Genomic DNA, 16,974 nt, shown 5'->3' with positions numbered 1-16,974 from the left:
TAATGAAGAAACTTTTTTTAATTCTGTTTGTATCTATCTTCTTTTCTTGTAATTCTCAAGGAAAAAGAGCTGTTGTTGGTGAAACTGAATACCAAAGGGAACTGAATGCGGTGTACAAAGACGCTTCTAAATCGCCATTAAAGAAGAGAGATCTAAAGAAGTTTAAAGGCTTAGATTTTTACCCTGTAGATTCTTCTTATGTGGTAACTGCCAAATTGATCAAAACTCCGGATACTCCGTTTTTTGAAATGGCTACTACTACAGATAGAAAGCCGTTGTACAGAGAGTTTGGAGTTTTAAAATTTACACTTCAAGGAAAAGAACTTTCTTTAACAGTATATAAGAGCAAAGAGGAGTATGAGGATCCTAAATACGAAGGATATTTATTCTTACCTTTTACTGATGATACTAGTGGTGATAGTTCTTATGGCGGTGGTCGTTATATGGATATTTACGAGAAAAATATTCTGGACGACAACACAATTGTATTGAACTTTAACAATACTTACAATCCATATTGTGCTTATAATGAGGATTACTCTTGTCCGCTAACGCCGAGAAAAAATCATTTGGATGTGGCTATCAAAGCTGGAGTTAAGGATTTTAAGAAGTAAGTAGCACTTAGTTTTTAGTGGTTATAGACTAGATTGAGCGAAGTTGGTGACTGAGGTGTTACATTGAGCTGTCATATCGAGCGGAGTCGAGATACGAGATACGAAATGCTCTCGAAGTCACATTTAGCATGGTTATAAGTTGATTTGTTTATACGTTTTTAGTTGATAAGTTTATACGTTGAGATGCTTAGGTGTTTACAGGTTTATGTGTTTACTCGTTTCTAATAACTAAGCAACCAACTTAACCAAATAGATTCCGGCAAAAACTGCTAAAAATCCTACTACAAAACTGGCAATGGTATAAAAGGCAAAGCTAGAGAAATCACCACTCTTTAAGAATATATGATTCTCGTAAGCAAAGGTAGAAAAGGTTGTGAATCCGCCACAGAAACCGGTGGCTAACAGTAGGGTTTGATTTTGTGTGAGTGCTTCATTCTTTGCTGCTAATCCTAAGATAAATCCTATTAACAGGCTTCCTAAAATGTTGGCGGCAAAGGTTCCGTAAGGAATACCTGTTTCAGAACTATTCAAGTATTTTCCTAGAAGATAGCGAAGTACGCTTCCAAAACCTCCTCCTACAAAAACCAATAATAATTGCTTCATGACTGCGAATATAAAACGTCATTGCGAGAAATCTTAATTTGTAAGCATCTTTCTTAAATAACAGATTGCTTCACTTCGTTCGCAATGGCTAAAAGCATGTCATATCGAGCGGAGTCGAGATACGAGATGCGAGATACAAGGTGTAGCAAAAATTACAACTCAAAAAAGTTCTCGACTCCGCTCGAACTGACAAAATATTGTTTTAAGAATGTGGTCTATCTAGTTCTTTAAAGCGTAGTAAATACCAGTTTGAATATCTTGTGGTTTTACACTTGTAGGATCGTTTAAATACAGTTCCCAAACCAATCCGGTTGGCTCTAGGTTGTTGTCTTTTAAATATTGATCGATCTTTGCATGTGCTTCCGGATCTCCAACACCGTATTTTCCGTGTTTGATAACCATTACTCCCTTTCCTTTAGGAATGTCTATACTTGTCATTCCTTCTCCCGGTTTTAGTTTTTTATTCAGTAATAGTCCAATGTAAAACTCTGCTTCTTTGTTTTCCATATCCCATTTGGTAAATACAGAACCCGGTACATAATCTCCTGGTTGCATTCCGCTTTGCGCTGCATAAATACCTGCTTTTGGCATATTGGCCATAAACAACTTTGTCATTTCTTCATGACTAATGTCTGTGCTGGTTTGTTGTAAGAATCCGATAAACTTGTTTCCTTGTAGATCTACTGTTTGTACATCTCCAATTCTAAAGCTATTTTCTTCTTCCATCTTTTTAGCCATTAATTTTTCGATATTCTCTAATCCTTTTTCCTGATCGGGACCAAACATACCTTCCCATCCTCCCATCATAGCTGCACCTATTTTAAATGCAAAAGGAGCATCATCTGCCTTCATTCCCCAAGTTACTTTGGTTCCGCCTTCTACTTCTTCAAAGGTCCAATAGATATCGCTTGGATCGAAACCTTCAAATGCCAATTCTAGATTAATAGATTTATTAGGCTCTACAGCAATGGTTTTCATTGTTCCCGGTCCTTCTTTACTTGTCCAACTACTGTTGGCACCTACTCCGGAGGTAATATCTCCGTAGGTTACGGTTATGGTGGTGTCTGCTTCATACCACGGACCCCATTCTTCCCAGGTTCTTAAATCGTTTACAGTATTGTAAATAGCTGATGCCGGAGCTTTGATCACTCTCGAGTGTGACACATCATACGAGCTAGGAATAGTAGCTGTATAAATGAGTCCTCCTACAATTACCACGAGTAAAAATAAGAGGATGTACTTTAAAATTTTCATATTCCCTTAGTTTTTGATTGTTGATAACCACTAAGTTAGCAATTTTCAGCAATCAAATCCTAAAATTTCACATCATCAGCATCTTTCCAATTCCATTTGCCGGTAACTGTCCCTTTTTCTAAGGTCATAATTCCGGGATTGGAACGAATCATTGTTTTTAAGGTCGTTTCATCGCAAAACAGGAAGTCGAACGGTAAATCGTGTTTGTTTTGCATTAAGATAAGATCATCTTCAAAAGAAGCAGAAACACCATACACCTTATAGCCTTTCTGGATGGCTTTATCAGCAGTACTCTTTATAGCTGTAAATCCTTCTTTATCCGATTTATCAATGTTGTATACGATGATCAACATCACCTTATTCATAGCAAGAATCTCCGGAGCCAAATCGTTTTGTGTGTCTTCCAGCATAAAATTCTGAATTGCTGGCAACTCATTCATGTCTTCCGGAAATTCCATGCCTTCAGGAATGTTCTTTCCAACAGCATAGGCTCTAAAGTCTATGATAGGAAGGTGATTGAGTACATGGTAGGTGATATATGAAAAGCTCAGTAATGAAATAAGCGTAATGGCAACAGTTAGTTTTTTAGATAAAACCTCTTTGATGTCTTTTACTCTGAATAGCAAGAGAATGATCAGTCCTATCAAGATCACATTTTTCCAGAAGGTTTCCCAAGGTGTTAATTTAATAGCATCTCCAAAGCATCCGCAATCTGTTACTTTGTTGTAGTAAGCAGAATACCAGGTTAAGAATAAGAAAATGGTGGTTAATCCTAACAAACTCCAAACGGTAAATTTAGATTTGTATCCGAGTAATAACATTACTCCCAACATCACTTCAGCAATGATCAATACAATTGAAAAAGGCAATGCATAAGGAATTAAGAATTCGAGATTCAATACACTTTCTCCAAAGTATTCTTCAAACTTGTATTGAGATCCAATTGGATCTACCAATTTGACAAATCCGGAGAATATAAACATAGCTCCGACAAAGATTCTGGATAAATGGACTAATAGTTTTATCATTCTTCTATTTTTTTAAAAGTGATATACTTATTAAAAAAGTTTTCTTTCTTAGTAAATCTACAACGTGACACATCAAGATAACCTCTTGTTTATCCTTTTTTCCATCGATGAAAAAAGAATGAAAAACCCCAATGCCTCTTTACTCTTTACTTCTTAACTCATATGAATCATCGCAAAGATGGCGTAGTTGATCATATCTTGGTAATTCGCATCAATTCCTTCAGATACAATGGTTTTCCCTTCGTTATCTTCAATTTGCTTGACACGTAATAGTTTTTGTAAGATCAGGTCTGTAAGAGAACTGATACGCATATCACGCCAGGCTTCACCGTAATCGTGATTCTTATTTTCCATCAACTCTTTCGTGATATTGATGTGTTTGTCATACAATTCTGTTGCCTCTTCTGTAGTTAGATCCGGATTTTCTACCACTCCTAATTCCAATTGAATTAAAGCCATGATAGAATAGTTGATAATCCCGATAAACTCAGAACGTTCTCCTTCATCTACTTTTCGAACCGAATTTTCTTGTAACTGACGAATGCGTTGTGCTTTGATAAATATCTGGTCTGTTAAAGATGGTAAACGAAGGATTCTCCATGCAGAACCGTAATCACTCATTTTTTTAACGAACAAACTTCTACATTGTTCTACTACGGCATCATATTCTTGAGAAGTATTTGGCATAAAATCTATAATTTCTTTGAAAAGTATTCGCGTAAAAATAGTAAATACTAGAGTCTTTTCATTTATTTTTACAGAATAGTTTTACACTTTTTCTTATGAAAAAAATCGTTGTTTTTTGTGGTTCCAGCTTAGGGTTTAATCCTGTTTATAAACAAGCTGCTATTGAATTGGGAACCGAGTTTGTGAAGCGAGACATTGCTTTGGTATATGGTGGTGGGAAAATAGGAATGATGGGAGTTTTAGCCGAAACAATCATGCAATTGGGAGGTAAGGTGATTGGTGTGATTCCGAAGTTATTGGAAAAAGAGGAAGTGGTGAATGCCGATGTAACTGAACTGATCGTAACCAAAACCATGAGTGAACGTAAAGTGATCATGAGTAAGTTGTGTGACGGCTATATAAGTCTTCCCGGCGGATTTGGAACACTAGATGAGCTTTTTGAAGGGTTAACGCTGAATCAACTTCACATAGAAGAAAAACCTAGCGGAATTTTAAACGTTAACAACTATTTTGATCATACGATCAAACAATTAGATCATATGGTAGAAGAAGGATTCTTAAAACCTTCTAATAGAAAGATGTTGCTGGTGGCAGATACGGCAAAAGATCTGTTAGATAAAATGCATCTGTACGAAGCTCCTTTAAAAAGTCATGTTATAAATAAAGTTGTGAAGCATGACAATTAATTGCAAAGGAAAACTTATTGATCTTTCTACACCTAAAGTGATGGGTATTTTAAACATCACTCCAGATTCTTTTTACGATGGAGGAAAGTACAAAGATGAAAATGCCATTGTACAGCAAGTAGAAAAAATGCTTTCTGAAGGTGCTACTTTTATTGATGTTGGTGCATATTCATCTAGGCCCGGAGCTGCTCATATTTCTGAAGAAGAAGAGTTGAAAAGAATTGTTCCGGTGATTGAATTGTTGGTCAATAAATTTCCTGATATTCTTATTTCTGTAGATACCTTTAGAAGTGGCGTTGCCAGAGAAACCATCAAAGCAGGAGCTGCCATGATTAATGATATTTCTGGTGGAAATATGGATGAGCATATGTTTGCCACTGTAGCAGCTTTGAAAGTTCCGTATATCGCTATGCACATGCAAGGAACTCCACAAAACATGCAGCAAGACCCAAGCTATACAAACATAACTACAGAGCTTGTAAAGTTCTTTTCTGAAAAACTCAACCAATTGCATCAATTACAGCTTGCAGATGTAATTATTGATGTTGGTTTTGGCTTTGGAAAAACCGTAGAACACAATTATCAGTTATTAAGAGAGCTGGATTTTTTCAAAAACTTAGATGCTCCTATTTTGGTGGGAGTTTCCCGAAAATCTATGTTGTATAAGCCTCTAGAAATAACTCCGCAAGACGCTTTAAATGCCACAACCGCTGCAAATACCATTGCACTTATGAATGGAGCGCATATTCTTCGCGTACACGATGTAAAGGAAGCGATGGAAAGTGTTAAAGTTGTAGAACTGCTAGCAAAAAAATAAGTTTCGGCACTCTTTTTGTTTGATTCTCAGTAAACTAAAAAATTACTAACTATGAGAAGAGAACTTCCCGAAATTAATGCGGGGTCTATGGCCGACATCGCATTTTTACTATTAATTTTCTTTTTGGTAACCACTACCATGGATGTAGACCAAGGAATCTTTACCAAACTCCCACGAAAGGAAAACGACACACCTCCTATTGTTTTAAAAGACAAAAATCTTCTGGAGGTCATCATTAATGAACACAATCAATTACTGGTAGAAGAAAAGGAGATCAAAATTAATGAGCTGACAAAAATTGCTTTGGCTTTTGTTGACAATGGTGGTGGAACAGACAGAGATGGAAAGCCTTGTGATTGGTGTCAGGGAGCCAAAGACCCTACTTCTTCAGATCATCCTTCAAAAGCTGTCATTAATATTCAAGCAGTGCGCAGCGCCAATTATGAAACCTATATATCGGTCTTAGATAAACTGTACAAAGCTTACGGAATCTTAAGAGATAGATATGCCCTAAAAACCTATCAAGTATCTTATAAAGACATGGTTAAAGAGGAAAAGAAAATGTTGGAAAACAATCAGCTCTTACGAGATCGTATTAAACTAATACAAGAGAAATATCCATTATTGATCACAGATTCTCAAATTCAGAATTAAAATTACGAATTGTGAATTTTTACTCTAATTAGTTGCTAATTGAGCATTGTTTTTTGATCATTGCTCATTGATACTTGTATCATTTTTTACTCTTTGCAACTTTATTAGTACATTTACCCGAAACCAATCAATATCGATGTTAGATTTTATTGATTTTTCTTTCTTAGATGTACTAGACATTCTGCTGGTAGCCATTCTTCTTTATTACATATATAAGCTCTTAAAAGGAACGGTTGCTATTAATATTTTTATTGGAATTGCGCTAATTTTCCTAATCTGGAAGATGACACAAATCCTAAAGATGGAAATGTTAAGTAACATTCTAGGATACTTGTTAAGCGGAGGGGTAATTGCTTTGATTATTGTATTTCAACAAGAAATACGAAAGTTCTTGTTAATGATAGGAACCACAAACTTTGCCTCAAGAAGAAATTTCTTACATCAGTTAAAATTTTTAAAGTCTGAGATAGCTTCTGATACAGATACAGAGGTCTTGCTGGAAGCATGCAAGAAGTTATCGAAGACAAAAACGGGAGCATTGATTGTTCTGGAGCGCACCAACAGTCTTGATTTTTTAGTTGAGACAGGCGATTCTATGAATGCTCAAGTTAACATTGCCTTGCTAGAAAGTATTTTTTACAAGAATAGTCCTTTGCATGACGGTGCTACTATTATCAGGGATAATTTTGTGGTAGCTACTCGTGTGATTTTACCTGTTTCTAACGATTCTATGATTCCATCTCGATTTGGATTAAGACATAGAGCTGCTATTGGAGTCTCAGAAAAGACAGACGCTGTTTGTTTGTTGGTTTCGGAAGAAACCGGAGAGATCTCATACATCAAAGATGGAAATTTTGAGTTGTATGCAGATTATGATGAGTTGCAGGAAAAATTGAAAAAAGACGTTCAATAAATCAAGCTATGGAGTGTAAAAATTGCAGCGCAAACCTTCAGGATGAAGATGGATTTTGCTCATATTGCGGAGCACGTGTTATCGACGAAAGAATTTCTACTAAATTTCTTATCAAGGAAATCTTAGATAAAGTATTGAGTGTAGACAATAAGCTAATGAAAACCTTTTGGCATTTGTTTACAAAGCCGGAAGCAGTAATTAATGGCTATATAGATGGTATAAGAAAACGATACTACAACCCGTTTAGCTATCTTCTAATCTCTATTACAATAAGTGGAATTTATTTTTATTTCTTAAAAGATATTTATCTGGAGAGTATAAACACCAGTTCTCAATCCGGAGATTCTTTTCTAGCTTCTATTTTCACAGAAGATTACCTGAATATGATTTCTGATTATCAGTCAATTTTCACTGTAATGAATATTCCTGTATATGGTTTTATTTCATGGCTGGTATTCTTAAACAGGAAAAAGTATAATTTCTTTGAGCATCTTGTCATTTATCTGTACGCCGCATCTCAAACAATCGCTCTCAGTTTTATAGTTGTAGCTCCCATATACTTAATAGATCAAAAGATCAGTGGGGTTGTTTCACTTTATATGAGTCTTTTTAGTTTTGTGTATTTCTCCTATGTTCTCATACGATTGTACAAGCTTAAATTTTGGCAGTTCATTGTCAAAACTCTCTATTTCTTAGTTGTTTCTATGTTTGTATTTTTATTTATGGGAATTATCATGAATGTTATAATGTTTATGATTCAAGGACCAACATATCTTGAGAAATTCAAGCCTAAACATCTAAAAAAGAAAGATAGTATTCAGAAAGTGCAACCCATAGATAGTTTGAAACTTCAGAAAAAGGATAGTATTAAAGATCCTAAAGCGATCTCTTACTATGAGGCCAGTTCTAAGCTAAATTGCTTGTCGTAAAGGTTTTTGTAGTAACCGTCTTCTTTTTTGAGTAATTCTTTGTGAGTTCCTTCTTCAACAATGTTTCCTTTGTCCATTACAATGATCTTGTCTGCCTTTTTAATGGTAGCCAGCCTGTGAGCAATTACAATTGAGGTTCTTCCTTCTGTAATAGCGTCTGTTGCATATTGGATCATTTGCTCTGAATGAGAATCTACTGAAGAAGTCGCCTCATCTAAGATCAAAATACTAGGCTTGCTTACATAAGCTCTTAAGAAAGCGATCAATTGACGCTGTCCGGAAGACAACATTGCTCCTCTTTCTTTTACGTTGTAGTGATAGTTACCGGGTAAAGACATGATAAAGTCATGAATTCCGATCTTCTTAGCAGCTTCTTGCACTTCTTCTAAAGAAGTATTCTCATTTTTTAAAGTGATGTTGTTATAGATAGTATCTGAGAACAAGAATACATCTTGTAACACAATGGCAATCTCGCTTCTTAAAGATTCTAAATCATATTCTTGAACCGGAATGGTATCTACACAGATTGCTCCGCTATCGATCTCATAAAAACGATTGATCAGGTTAATAATAGTAGACTTTCCTGCTCCTGTTGCTCCTACAATGGCTACAGTTTGTCCTTTTTGAACTTCAAAAGACACTCCTTTTAATACTTCTTCTCCTTCGATATAGCTAAAACGTACATCTTTAAAAGAAATATCTCCCTGCACCTTATCTACTGTATGAGTACCTTCTTTGCTGATAAAGCTTTCGGTATCCATCACTTGGAAAACTCGTTCTCCGGATACAATTCCCATTTGTAACTGATTGAATTTGTCTGCAATCTGACGTAAAGGACGAAACAGCATTTGCGACATTTTAATAAATGCAATAACAGCTCCAACGGTAGTAAAGCTTTCCAATACTTGTTTTCCTCCATACCAAACAATCAATCCGATTGCAATAGAGGATAAAATCTCTGCAATGGGAAAGAAAATAGAATAGTACCAAATGGTTTTTATGTATGCTTTCTTATGCTTGTCATTGATTCCAACAAAGTTTTCATATTCAATCTTTTCTCTATTGAATAGCTGAACAATTTTCATTCCCGTTACACGCTCCTGTACAAATCCGTTTAGATTGGCTACCTGATTACGGACTTCTTGGAAAGTAGACTTGATAGCAACTTGAAATACCTTGGTAGCATAGATCAATAAAGGAAGAACAGCAATGGTTATAAAGGCTAGTTTCCAGTTCATAACAAACATTACAACCAGAACTACTAACATCTTCAAAATATCGCTTACTATGGTAAAAACCCCATTGGAAAAGAAGGCTGCAATGGTTTCGATATCAGACACTACTCTTGTAACCAATTTTCCTACTGAGTTGTTATCAAAATAGGTCATTTTAAATTTCAGAATATGATTGAAAATCTTGACCCTGATATCTCTAATGATATGCTGACCTACCCAATTGGCATTGTAAATAAACAAGAATTGTAAGATAACTTCGGCAAAGGTTAATCCCAATAAAACCAGGATGTAAAAGTTAAGATTGTCTATACTCTTGGTATTGGTAAAGTCGTTAACCGTCATTCCTAAAACATAAGGATTGGCCGCTGCAACTAATGCTAGAGTAATGGTAGACAAAGCCGCAACAGTAAATCGAAATTTATATTGCTTCGCAAAGCTCATCAACCTCATAAAGATCTTTACATCAAATGCTTTTCCTGAAACTTTTTCTGCCATGTGTTTTAGTACTTTACCTCTGTTAAAAATAAACCTTGTGCAGGAACTGACAAACCTGCTTTACTTCTTTTTTTGCTTTCAATAACTTTTCTGAAATCAGAAACTGTTTTTTTACCTTGTCCTACTTCGATCAACGTACCCACAATAGCTCTTACCATATTTCGTAAAAAGCGATTGGCAGAAATGTGAAACACCAGATTTTGCCCTTCTTTTTTCCACTCTGCATGAGTCACCGTACAATCGAAAGTATGTACATCTGTCTTTACTTTAGAAAAGCATTCAAAGTCTGTGTATTCCAACAAAACTTTTGCCGATTCATTCATAAGATCAATATCCAATTCTTGCTGATACAGCTGCCAAGAAGTCTCCAATAAAAAAGGGTCTCTTCCTAACCAAATATGATATTCATAACTTCTACTAACTGCATCAAATCTTGCATGGGCATCTTCTGCTACTTGCGATAATTTGTAAATCACAATATCATTCGGTAATACCGAATTAAGCTTGTATACATGTAAATCGTTCAATTCCTTTTCACTGTCAAAATGTGCAAACATTTGACGGGCATGCACACCGGCATCTGTTCTTCCGGCTCCTACAATCGCAATTTCTTCTTGTAATATGGTTTGTAAAGCTTTCTGAATTTCTTCCTGAACGGATATAGCATCTGGCTGAATTTGCCAACCGTGATACTGTGTTCCTTTGTACGATAACTTGATGAAATATCTCAAAAAAGTAGTCATTAAACGTAGATCAAAATTACGCATTTTATTTTGTTCTTCGTACTTTCGAAACATGAAGAAAATCCTGTTACTATCAGACACCCATAGTTATATTGACGAGCAGATTTTGAAGTTTGTGAAGCAAGCTGATGAAGTTTGGCATGCGGGTGATATTGGTGACTTGAATGTAACCGACGAGATACAAAAGTTAAAGCCCTTACGTGCTGTTTACGGAAATATTGATAATAAGGACGCTCGTGCTGAATTTCCTTTGGACAATCGTTTTACGGTAGAAGGTGTTGATGTATGGATCACACATATTGGTGGCTATCCTAATAAGTATAACATGAGGGTACGTGAGATGATCAAACAAAACCCTCCTAAATTATTTATCTGTGGACATTCTCATATTCTGAAAGTTCAATATGATGAAAAGTTACAACTACTTCATTTGAATCCCGGAGCTGCCGGAAAGCATGGATTCCACAAAGTACGCACTATGTTACGTTTTGTATTGGATAAAGGAGATATTAAAGAGTTAGAGATTATCGAATTGGCTAAGAGAAAGTAACAGCCTCTTTTTCAAATACTGGTAATTCTATAGTAATTACGGTACCTTTTCCTTTTCCTGTATCAATATTAAATTTCCCTTGCATCATTTGAATACGTGCATCGATCTGATTGATTCCTAAACCATCTTTCTTTGGAATTTGAGTCTTATCGAAACCTTGTCCGTCGTCTTCAATGATCAGATGTAATCGATTCTTTTTCTCTACTAAGGTAATTTTAGCATAAGAAGCTTTACTATGCTTTAGAATATTGTTAACAAACTCTTGAATGATGTTGTAGAGTTTGATTTCAAATCCTTGATCATATCGTTTGATATAACGCGTTTCGTAATCGATTCTTAATTGAGAATTTGAGAACTTTTCAGAAATATCTTTGATAGCGTAACTCAATCCGAATTTTAATAGGATAGAAGACACTAAGGTATGCGACAGATCACGAATCTTTTGTGAAGCTTCATTAATGATGCTTTGCGATTTGTCTACTTCTATAGGTGTAGTTCCGTTGAATTGTTTCTTACAGGCTTGTAAATGCAAATTGGCAGAAGATAAAAGTGCGCTAACACTATCGTGCAGTGTTTCTGCAATCTGCTTACGTTCTGATTCTTTTCCGTCCAACGTAGCATTTAAGATACGAATCTGAGATTCTGCTTTGATCTTCTCCATTTTCTGCTGTTGCATGAGCTCTTGTTTGGATAACTCTAAGCCTAAATTCTTTTGACGGAGTTTGTATTGGTTTAACAAAAAGACTAACAAAACGATTACAAAAAAGGAACTGATACCAAGAATCCAAGTGTTTCTTTGAGCTTTTTGCTTCTGATTAATTACTTTTTCTCTCTTTAAAGCTTCTTCTTGCTGCACCATTCTTTTAGCTACATTAACATCATATTTTGCTAAAATTGCTGCCAATTTAGTTTTATTATTCTCTTCTCTTACACTATCTTTAATTGAATAAGATAGCTCTTGATATTCATATGCTTTATAGTCTTTCAACATATAAAGAGCATAAGCTAAATTATAATACAAATCTTCTTTAAACTTTGTAGCCCTCTCACCTTTATCATACTTTATATATTTCAACCCTTTATTATATATTTTTTTAGCTTCTTCATATTCACCTTTTAAAACATATATATTTCCAAGATTTATGTGTGCGGAAGCTAAGGATGTTGAATTATTGTATTTACGATGTATGTCAATTGCTTTTAACGAATATTCTTCTGCGCTTGAGAAATTATTATCAACTTGAAAAATAAATGATAAATTACTATATGCTTTAGCCTGTATAGCCTCTATCTCTTTATTCAAAGATTCTAGATTAATTATCTTGTTGTAAAAAACTTTTGCACTATCCTTTTTTTCTAGTTTATGAAATAGTCCTCCAATTTTAATCAATCTTTCAGCCAGACTTACATCATTAAAAGATGATTTCAAGTATTGATCAGTTGAATTAAATTTTGATCTTGATTTTAATATTTCAGCGTATGATTTTTTATAATACTTCATAGCATCAATATTGTTGTCTGTTTTTTCAAACACTTCTCCCAAAAAATATGTCAATAAGATCACCATCTTTTGCTCATTCTTTTTCTGAGCTGATTCTAATAAAATGAGTCCTTCACCTAATGCATCAGTATAGTTCTTATCTTTTAGCTTTTGTTGTAAAAGAAGGTACTTTTTGTGTAGTGTACTATCATTTTGGACCATAAAAAAGGTAGAAGTTGAGTTAAACTCGACCTCTACCCTTTCTAGTGATCTTATCTCACTTGAGATAAGGAAAAAGAATATTACTATAAAAATTCTATTCATTAATTAATGGTATCAATTGAACCTCTAGGTACCTTTTCTACTGTAGTCTCTTTAGAAGTATTTGAAACAATATGATTTACAAAGTCAAATCTTAATGTAACCCCTTCTTCTTTTACTAATACTGTTGAAAAATCACTTCCATCATCTCCACTTCCTTCCTCAAGGTGTACTTCATATATATTTTCGTCTTCATTAAATGCAAAACTTACATCTACATTATCCTTAACAGTAAAGTCTAAGTTAAACGTCCCATCTCCATTACCCGTTATGCTATATGTATCAAGATAAATGCTATTATTAACTTCTTTACCGTATACTATTTTTTTATCAGTAATAGTAATTAGGGTTTCTCTTTGATTATTGGTGTCTTTGAAACCAATCTTTAATTGTCCGTCTTCTATTTCCAAGTTTTCACTCATCTTAGATCTAGACTGATAATCAGACGAATATAAGTAAATATTGTTAGTATTGGTAATTTTATCTTTGATGTTTTCTGAAGCAACTCCATCGTTTAATTCGTAATTTAAGGAATATGCTCCTGACGCATCTCTTTGCACTTTATATGCTTTTAACAAGTCTTGTGCTGTAGGTTCTAGTATTGTATTGTCGTCCTGAGTACAAGAAGAAAACCCTAAAATAAGTGTTAATGCTATTGTTGTTAAGCTTAATTTTTTCATGATTAGAAAGTTTTTAAAAAAGGAAAATTTGGTTTTGTAACTATTATTGTTTAAAAATAGACTTACAATGCACGCGGTAGATATATAGAGGGTTGGGGGATGATGTGTTCTCTTAATTTTAGGGGGTAAAATTTAATGGAATTTGAGAACCGTCTTTCTTGTTTTAGGGGGTAAAACTATATAACTATATAATCTTATTTTTTACCGCATACATTGCTAAGCCTACTGCATTTTTGACATTTGTTTTCTTTAATAAACTTTTTCTGTACGTGTCTACCGTACTTTGACTGATGTTTAATATATCAGCGATCTCTGGCGAACTGTATTCTTGCGCTATCAGCTTTAACACTTCTATTTCTCTGTCTGTTAAGCTGTGTGCAATGGTACTCTCAGGTCTTTGCCCTGCTTTTACCTTTTGTCCTGTATACAACTTCAGCAGGTTACTTTTAATGGCATCGCTAAAATATTGCTCGCCTTCGTGTACTGCTTTGATTGCATTGATGATGTGTTCACCAGCACTATCTTTTGATAAGAAACCGCTAGCACCAAGTGTTAGCATTTCTTCTACGAGTTTTACATCGTCATAACTGGAAAGAATAATGGTTTTGATCTTAATGTCTTTCAGTTTGAAAAATTTTAAGACTTCTATCCCATCGTAGTGAGGCATATTGATATCTAAAATTAGAATATCCGCAGTATTGCTCTGAGCCCAATCGATGACTTCCTTTCCTGTAAGAGAGTAACCCTCTACTTCAATATCTTTGTCTGTATTAATAACCGCAATGATACCTTCGATAAGTATCTTGTGATCATCAGCGACATGAACGTGTATCTTTTCTTTCATTCTACGTTACAAATTTATGAGTGATGTAAATATGATACAATACCACGAATTAGTGAAATTTTTCCCTCCCCATTTTTGGGGAGAAGGTTCACTAGAATTGGGGACACTACATGCTGTAAGTTTTCGGGCGTAAATATAAAAAAACCAAGGGTTTAGCCTTGGTTTTTCGCACTAAATATACTAAGATGTTAGGCTTATCGCAATCTATCTACAGATTTTACAAGATCTTCATCCTTTTTAATTGCTCTATTTGCCATAACAGAAAACAAAATAGCAACAGTTGGTATGAACATCCCAATACCCTTCTCAGAAGAACCTTCTCCAGGTAAGTTTAGAGATAAATAAATCAATACTCCTAATAAAAAAAGATTGATCAACATAATAACTCGGCCTAATACAAATTGTTTCTGTCTATCCTTATATGAAAAAATAGAAATGACAGCTACAATGGCCGATAAAAAGAACAATACAGGTACCAACTTATTTAATAGAGATGCTTCGGAAAATAAATCGATGGCATACTTCTTTGTTTCTGCAACTGTCCATAAGTTGAACACAAAAATGAGTCCCGCAGACACAATTGCCGCAACGAGTAAATATAAGGTCTGTATTCTTTGTATCATTCTTTAAAAATGGAAGACAAAATTATCATTTTCTTTTTTAAAAAGAAACATTAAAAATTAAAATAATTGTATATATTTGCGATATATACAACCGCTCTAACATATTGTATAATTCTTTATACAAACTTTTATAAAAGCAAATAAACATCTAATTACTTCTTAAAAAAAGCATTTAAGAGTTTAAAACTTAATTCATAACCTACATGTTTGAAATATCTCAACTTAAAGCAAAGACACTTGCTGAGTTACAACAAATTGCTAAATCTATTGGTCTTACCAAGATTAGCCAGCTAAAAAAGTTGGATCTTGTGTACCAGATCTTAGATACTCAAGCGGCAAACCCTACCAGAGAGGAGAAACCGAAGGCGGAAAAACCAAAAAGAAAAAGAGTTGCTAAAAAACCTGTTCAAACAGAAAAGAGCGAAGCAAAACCTACTGAGGTAAAAGCGAAGAAGGAACCGGAATCAAAGCCAAAACCGAAACCGAAACCAAAACAAAAGCCCTCCGCACCCACCTCAGAAGAAAAAGAAGCTCCTCAACAACAACAGAACAACGACAAAACCCCTCCTCAGCAAAAACCAAAGAATAACGGATCCCATCAGAATCAGAACAATCATAGGAACCGTAATAACAATCAGAATAGAGACCAAAAGAACAGAAACCAAAAAGGAGGAAACCGTTACAAGGACCCTGATTTCGAATTTGACGGAATCATAGAAAGTGAAGGTGTTCTTGAAATGATGCCTGACGGATATGGTTTCTTAAGATCTTCTGATTATAACTATTTGTCTTCTCCAGATGATATTTATGTTTCTCAATCTCAAATCAAATTGTTTGGTTTGAAAACCGGAGATACAGTAAGAGGAAATGTAAGACCTCCTAAAGAAGGTGAAAAATACTTCCCTTTGATCCGTGTATCTAAGATCAATGGACTAAATCCTAACATCGTTAGAGATCGTGTTTCATTTGAACATTTAACTCCATTGTTCCCGGACGAGAAATTCAACTTAGCAGAAAGAAGTAGTAATTTATCTACTCGCATTATAGATCTTTTCTCTCCTATTGGAAAAGGACAAAGAGGAATGATTGTAGCACAACCTAAAACCGGTAAAACAATGCTATTAAAGGATGTGGCCAATTCTATTGCCGCAAACCATCCTGAGGTATATCAAATTGTTTTATTAATTGACGAGCGTCCTGAAGAAGTTACAGACATGCAACGTAGTGTTCGTGGAGAAGTAGTTGCTTCTACTTTTGATGAGCCTGCTGAAAAGCATGTAAGAGTTGCCAATATTGTTTTGGAAAAAGCAAAACGTTTGGTAGAATGTGGTCATGATGTAGTGATCTTATTGGATTCTATTACACGTTTGGCAAGAGCATACAACACTGTTGCTCCTGCTTCGGGTAAAATCTTATCCGGAGGTATTGATGCCAATGCTTTACACAAACCAAAACGTTTCTTTGGTGCTGCCAGAAACATTGAGAACGGAGGTTCTTTAACTATCATTGCAACAGCATTAACAGAGACTGGTTCTAAGATGGATGAAGTGATTTTTGAGGAGTTTAAAGGAACCGGTAACATGGAGCTTCAGTTAGAGCGTAATATTGCCAACAGAAGAATCTATCCTGCTATCGACCTTATCAAATCAAGTACAAGAAGAGACGATCTATTATTGGACGACAAGACGGTACAACGTATGTGGGTGTTGCGTAAATACCTAGCAGATATGAACCCAATTGAAGCGATGGAATTCATTAGTGAGAAGATCAAATTCTCAAGAAGTAATGATGAATTCTTGATCTCCATGAATGGATAAT

At 34.9% G+C, this 16,974-nt stretch carries 18 protein-coding genes; 8 read left to right on the top strand and 10 right to left on the bottom strand.

Translation table 11 applies throughout. From position 1 onward, the window contains the following. Positions 1–2 precede the first annotated feature (2 nt). Positions 3–614: a DUF1684 domain-containing protein gene (locus tag ACFSRZ_RS16145; RefSeq protein ID WP_379667610.1), complete on the top strand. Its 612-nt coding sequence runs from the start codon at positions 3–5 to the stop codon at positions 612–614. A gap of 228 nt (positions 615–842) precedes the next feature. Here ACFSRZ_RS16145 and crcB read toward each other — a convergent pair whose 3' ends face one another. From crcB to ACFSRZ_RS16125, 4 genes are all read right to left on the bottom strand, one after another. Continuing rightward, complete coding sequence (crcB, locus tag ACFSRZ_RS16140) at positions 843–1,217, bottom strand: fluoride efflux transporter CrcB (RefSeq protein ID WP_379667609.1); 375 nt, start codon at positions 1,215–1,217, stop codon at positions 843–845. Positions 1,218–1,436: 219 nt separating this feature from the next. After that, the gene (locus tag ACFSRZ_RS16135) at positions 1,437–2,471 is read right to left on the bottom strand and encodes an SRPBCC family protein (protein WP_379667608.1); all 1,035 of its coding nucleotides are present in this window, start codon (positions 2,469–2,471) and stop codon (positions 1,437–1,439) included. A 59-nt stretch (positions 2,472–2,530) separates the two neighbouring features. After that, on the bottom strand, positions 2,531–3,499 hold the full coding sequence (locus tag ACFSRZ_RS16130) for a BT_3928 family protein (protein WP_379667607.1): 969 nt from the start codon (positions 3,497–3,499) through the stop codon (positions 2,531–2,533). 153 nt (positions 3,500–3,652) lie between these two features. Next, the gene (locus tag ACFSRZ_RS16125; RefSeq protein WP_379667606.1) at positions 3,653–4,186 is read right to left on the bottom strand and encodes a DUF1599 domain-containing protein; all 534 of its coding nucleotides are present in this window, start codon (positions 4,184–4,186) and stop codon (positions 3,653–3,655) included. Positions 4,187–4,281: 95 nt separating this feature from the next. Here ACFSRZ_RS16125 and ACFSRZ_RS16120 point away from each other — a divergent pair, with 95 nt between their 5' ends. The 5 genes from ACFSRZ_RS16120 to ACFSRZ_RS16100 all read left to right on the top strand — a co-directional run bounded on the left by ACFSRZ_RS16120 (position 4,282) and on the right by ACFSRZ_RS16100 (position 8,185). Further along, positions 4,282–4,872 carry an LOG family protein gene (locus ACFSRZ_RS16120; protein WP_379667605.1) on the top strand — a complete coding sequence of 197 codons (591 nt, stop codon included), beginning with the start codon at positions 4,282–4,284 and terminating at the stop codon, positions 4,870–4,872. Further along, positions 4,862–5,689 (top strand): dihydropteroate synthase, encoded by an 828-nt coding sequence (gene folP, locus ACFSRZ_RS16115; RefSeq protein WP_379667604.1) that lies wholly within the window; start codon positions 4,862–4,864, stop codon positions 5,687–5,689. The genes ACFSRZ_RS16120 and folP overlap by 11 nt, the downstream gene beginning before the upstream one ends. Before the next feature lie 51 nt (positions 5,690–5,740). Beyond that, positions 5,741–6,343, top strand: a complete 603-nt coding sequence (locus ACFSRZ_RS16110; RefSeq protein ID WP_379667603.1) for an ExbD/TolR family protein — start codon at positions 5,741–5,743, stop codon at positions 6,341–6,343. 136 nt (positions 6,344–6,479) lie between these two features. Then, positions 6,480–7,256, top strand: coding sequence for a diadenylate cyclase CdaA (gene cdaA, locus ACFSRZ_RS16105; protein WP_379667602.1), 777 nt, complete (start codon positions 6,480–6,482; stop codon positions 7,254–7,256). An 8-nt stretch (positions 7,257–7,264) separates the two neighbouring features. Beyond that, positions 7,265–8,185 carry a DUF3667 domain-containing protein gene (locus ACFSRZ_RS16100; RefSeq protein WP_379667601.1) on the top strand — a complete coding sequence of 307 codons (921 nt, stop codon included), beginning with the start codon at positions 7,265–7,267 and terminating at the stop codon, positions 8,183–8,185. Here ACFSRZ_RS16100 and ACFSRZ_RS16095 read toward each other — a convergent pair. Both ACFSRZ_RS16095 and truA read right to left on the bottom strand, forming a co-directional pair. Then, positions 8,149–9,915, bottom strand: a complete 1,767-nt coding sequence (locus tag ACFSRZ_RS16095) for an ABC transporter ATP-binding protein (protein WP_379667600.1) — start codon at positions 9,913–9,915, stop codon at positions 8,149–8,151. The two genes, ACFSRZ_RS16100 and ACFSRZ_RS16095, sit on opposite strands and share 37 nt — an antisense overlap. Positions 9,916–9,920: 5 nt before the next feature. Continuing rightward, a complete protein-coding gene (truA, locus tag ACFSRZ_RS16090) occupies positions 9,921–10,646 on the bottom strand; it encodes a tRNA pseudouridine(38-40) synthase TruA (RefSeq protein ID WP_379667697.1) in 726 nt (241 codons plus the stop codon). A 64-nt stretch (positions 10,647–10,710) separates the two neighbouring features. On the opposite strand from truA, the gene ACFSRZ_RS16085 reads away from it, so the two are divergent. Continuing rightward, positions 10,711–11,208 (top strand): metallophosphoesterase family protein, encoded by a 498-nt coding sequence (locus tag ACFSRZ_RS16085; protein ID WP_379667599.1) that lies wholly within the window; start codon positions 10,711–10,713, stop codon positions 11,206–11,208. On the opposite strand, the gene ACFSRZ_RS16080 is transcribed toward ACFSRZ_RS16085, so the two are convergent. The 4 genes from ACFSRZ_RS16080 to ACFSRZ_RS16065 all read right to left on the bottom strand — a co-directional run bounded on the left by ACFSRZ_RS16080 (position 11,195) and on the right by ACFSRZ_RS16065 (position 15,156). Beyond that, positions 11,195–12,910: a tetratricopeptide repeat-containing sensor histidine kinase gene (locus tag ACFSRZ_RS16080; protein WP_379667598.1), complete on the bottom strand. Its 1,716-nt coding sequence runs from the start codon at positions 12,908–12,910 to the stop codon at positions 11,195–11,197. The two genes, ACFSRZ_RS16085 and ACFSRZ_RS16080, sit on opposite strands and share 14 nt — an antisense overlap. Positions 12,911–13,011: 101 nt before the next feature. Next, positions 13,012–13,689 (bottom strand): hypothetical protein, encoded by a 678-nt coding sequence (locus ACFSRZ_RS16075; RefSeq protein WP_379667597.1) that lies wholly within the window; start codon positions 13,687–13,689, stop codon positions 13,012–13,014. Positions 13,690–13,873: 184 nt separating this feature from the next. Beyond that, a complete protein-coding gene (locus ACFSRZ_RS16070) occupies positions 13,874–14,533 on the bottom strand; it encodes a response regulator (protein ID WP_379667596.1) in 660 nt (219 codons plus the stop codon). A 194-nt stretch (positions 14,534–14,727) separates the two neighbouring features. Further along, positions 14,728–15,156: a DUF4293 domain-containing protein gene (locus ACFSRZ_RS16065; RefSeq protein WP_379667595.1), complete on the bottom strand. Its 429-nt coding sequence runs from the start codon at positions 15,154–15,156 to the stop codon at positions 14,728–14,730. A gap of 203 nt (positions 15,157–15,359) precedes the next feature. Between ACFSRZ_RS16065 and rho the strand changes: the two genes are divergently transcribed. Further along, positions 15,360–16,973 carry a transcription termination factor Rho gene (gene rho, locus ACFSRZ_RS16060; protein WP_379667594.1) on the top strand — a complete coding sequence of 538 codons (1,614 nt, stop codon included), beginning with the start codon at positions 15,360–15,362 and terminating at the stop codon, positions 16,971–16,973. Position 16,974 lies beyond the last annotated feature (1 nt).

This window comes from Pseudotenacibaculum haliotis (genome assembly GCF_042684245.1).
GTDB lineage: Bacteria > Bacteroidota > Bacteroidia > Flavobacteriales > Flavobacteriaceae > Polaribacter > Polaribacter haliotis_A.
The sequence above is the reverse complement of the archived record's forward strand: the minus strand, read 5'-3'. Positions and strand labels throughout refer to the sequence as shown.

Bases quoted from the DNA above. Each gene is read 5' to 3' on its own strand.
- ACFSRZ_RS16145 (WP_379667610.1), top strand. From the start codon at position 3: ATGAAGAAACTTTTTTTAATTCTGTTTGTATCTATCTTCTTTTCTTGT.
- crcB (WP_379667609.1), bottom strand. From the start codon at position 1,217: ATGAAGCAATTATTATTGGTTTTTGTAGGAGGAGGTTTTGGAAGCGTA.
- ACFSRZ_RS16135 (WP_379667608.1), bottom strand. From the start codon at position 2,471: ATGAAAATTTTAAAGTACATCCTCTTATTTTTACTCGTGGTAATTGTA.
- ACFSRZ_RS16130 (WP_379667607.1), bottom strand. From the start codon at position 3,499: ATGATAAAACTATTAGTCCATTTATCCAGAATCTTTGTCGGAGCTATG.
- ACFSRZ_RS16125 (WP_379667606.1), bottom strand. From the start codon at position 4,186: ATGCCAAATACTTCTCAAGAATATGATGCCGTAGTAGAACAATGTAGA.
- ACFSRZ_RS16120 (WP_379667605.1), top strand. From the start codon at position 4,282: ATGAAAAAAATCGTTGTTTTTTGTGGTTCCAGCTTAGGGTTTAATCCT.
- folP (WP_379667604.1), top strand. From the start codon at position 4,862: ATGACAATTAATTGCAAAGGAAAACTTATTGATCTTTCTACACCTAAA.
- ACFSRZ_RS16110 (WP_379667603.1), top strand. From the start codon at position 5,741: ATGAGAAGAGAACTTCCCGAAATTAATGCGGGGTCTATGGCCGACATC.
- cdaA (WP_379667602.1), top strand. From the start codon at position 6,480: ATGTTAGATTTTATTGATTTTTCTTTCTTAGATGTACTAGACATTCTG.
- ACFSRZ_RS16100 (WP_379667601.1), top strand. From the start codon at position 7,265: ATGGAGTGTAAAAATTGCAGCGCAAACCTTCAGGATGAAGATGGATTT.
- ACFSRZ_RS16095 (WP_379667600.1), bottom strand. From the start codon at position 9,915: ATGGCAGAAAAAGTTTCAGGAAAAGCATTTGATGTAAAGATCTTTATG.
- ACFSRZ_RS16085 (WP_379667599.1), top strand. From the start codon at position 10,711: ATGAAGAAAATCCTGTTACTATCAGACACCCATAGTTATATTGACGAG.
- ACFSRZ_RS16080 (WP_379667598.1), bottom strand. From the start codon at position 12,910: ATGGTCCAAAATGATAGTACACTACACAAAAAGTACCTTCTTTTACAA.
- ACFSRZ_RS16075 (WP_379667597.1), bottom strand. From the start codon at position 13,689: ATGAAAAAATTAAGCTTAACAACAATAGCATTAACACTTATTTTAGGG.
- ACFSRZ_RS16070 (WP_379667596.1), bottom strand. From the start codon at position 14,533: ATGAAAGAAAAGATACACGTTCATGTCGCTGATGATCACAAGATACTT.
- ACFSRZ_RS16065 (WP_379667595.1), bottom strand. From the start codon at position 15,156: ATGATACAAAGAATACAGACCTTATATTTACTCGTTGCGGCAATTGTG.
- rho (WP_379667594.1), top strand. From the start codon at position 15,360: ATGTTTGAAATATCTCAACTTAAAGCAAAGACACTTGCTGAGTTACAA.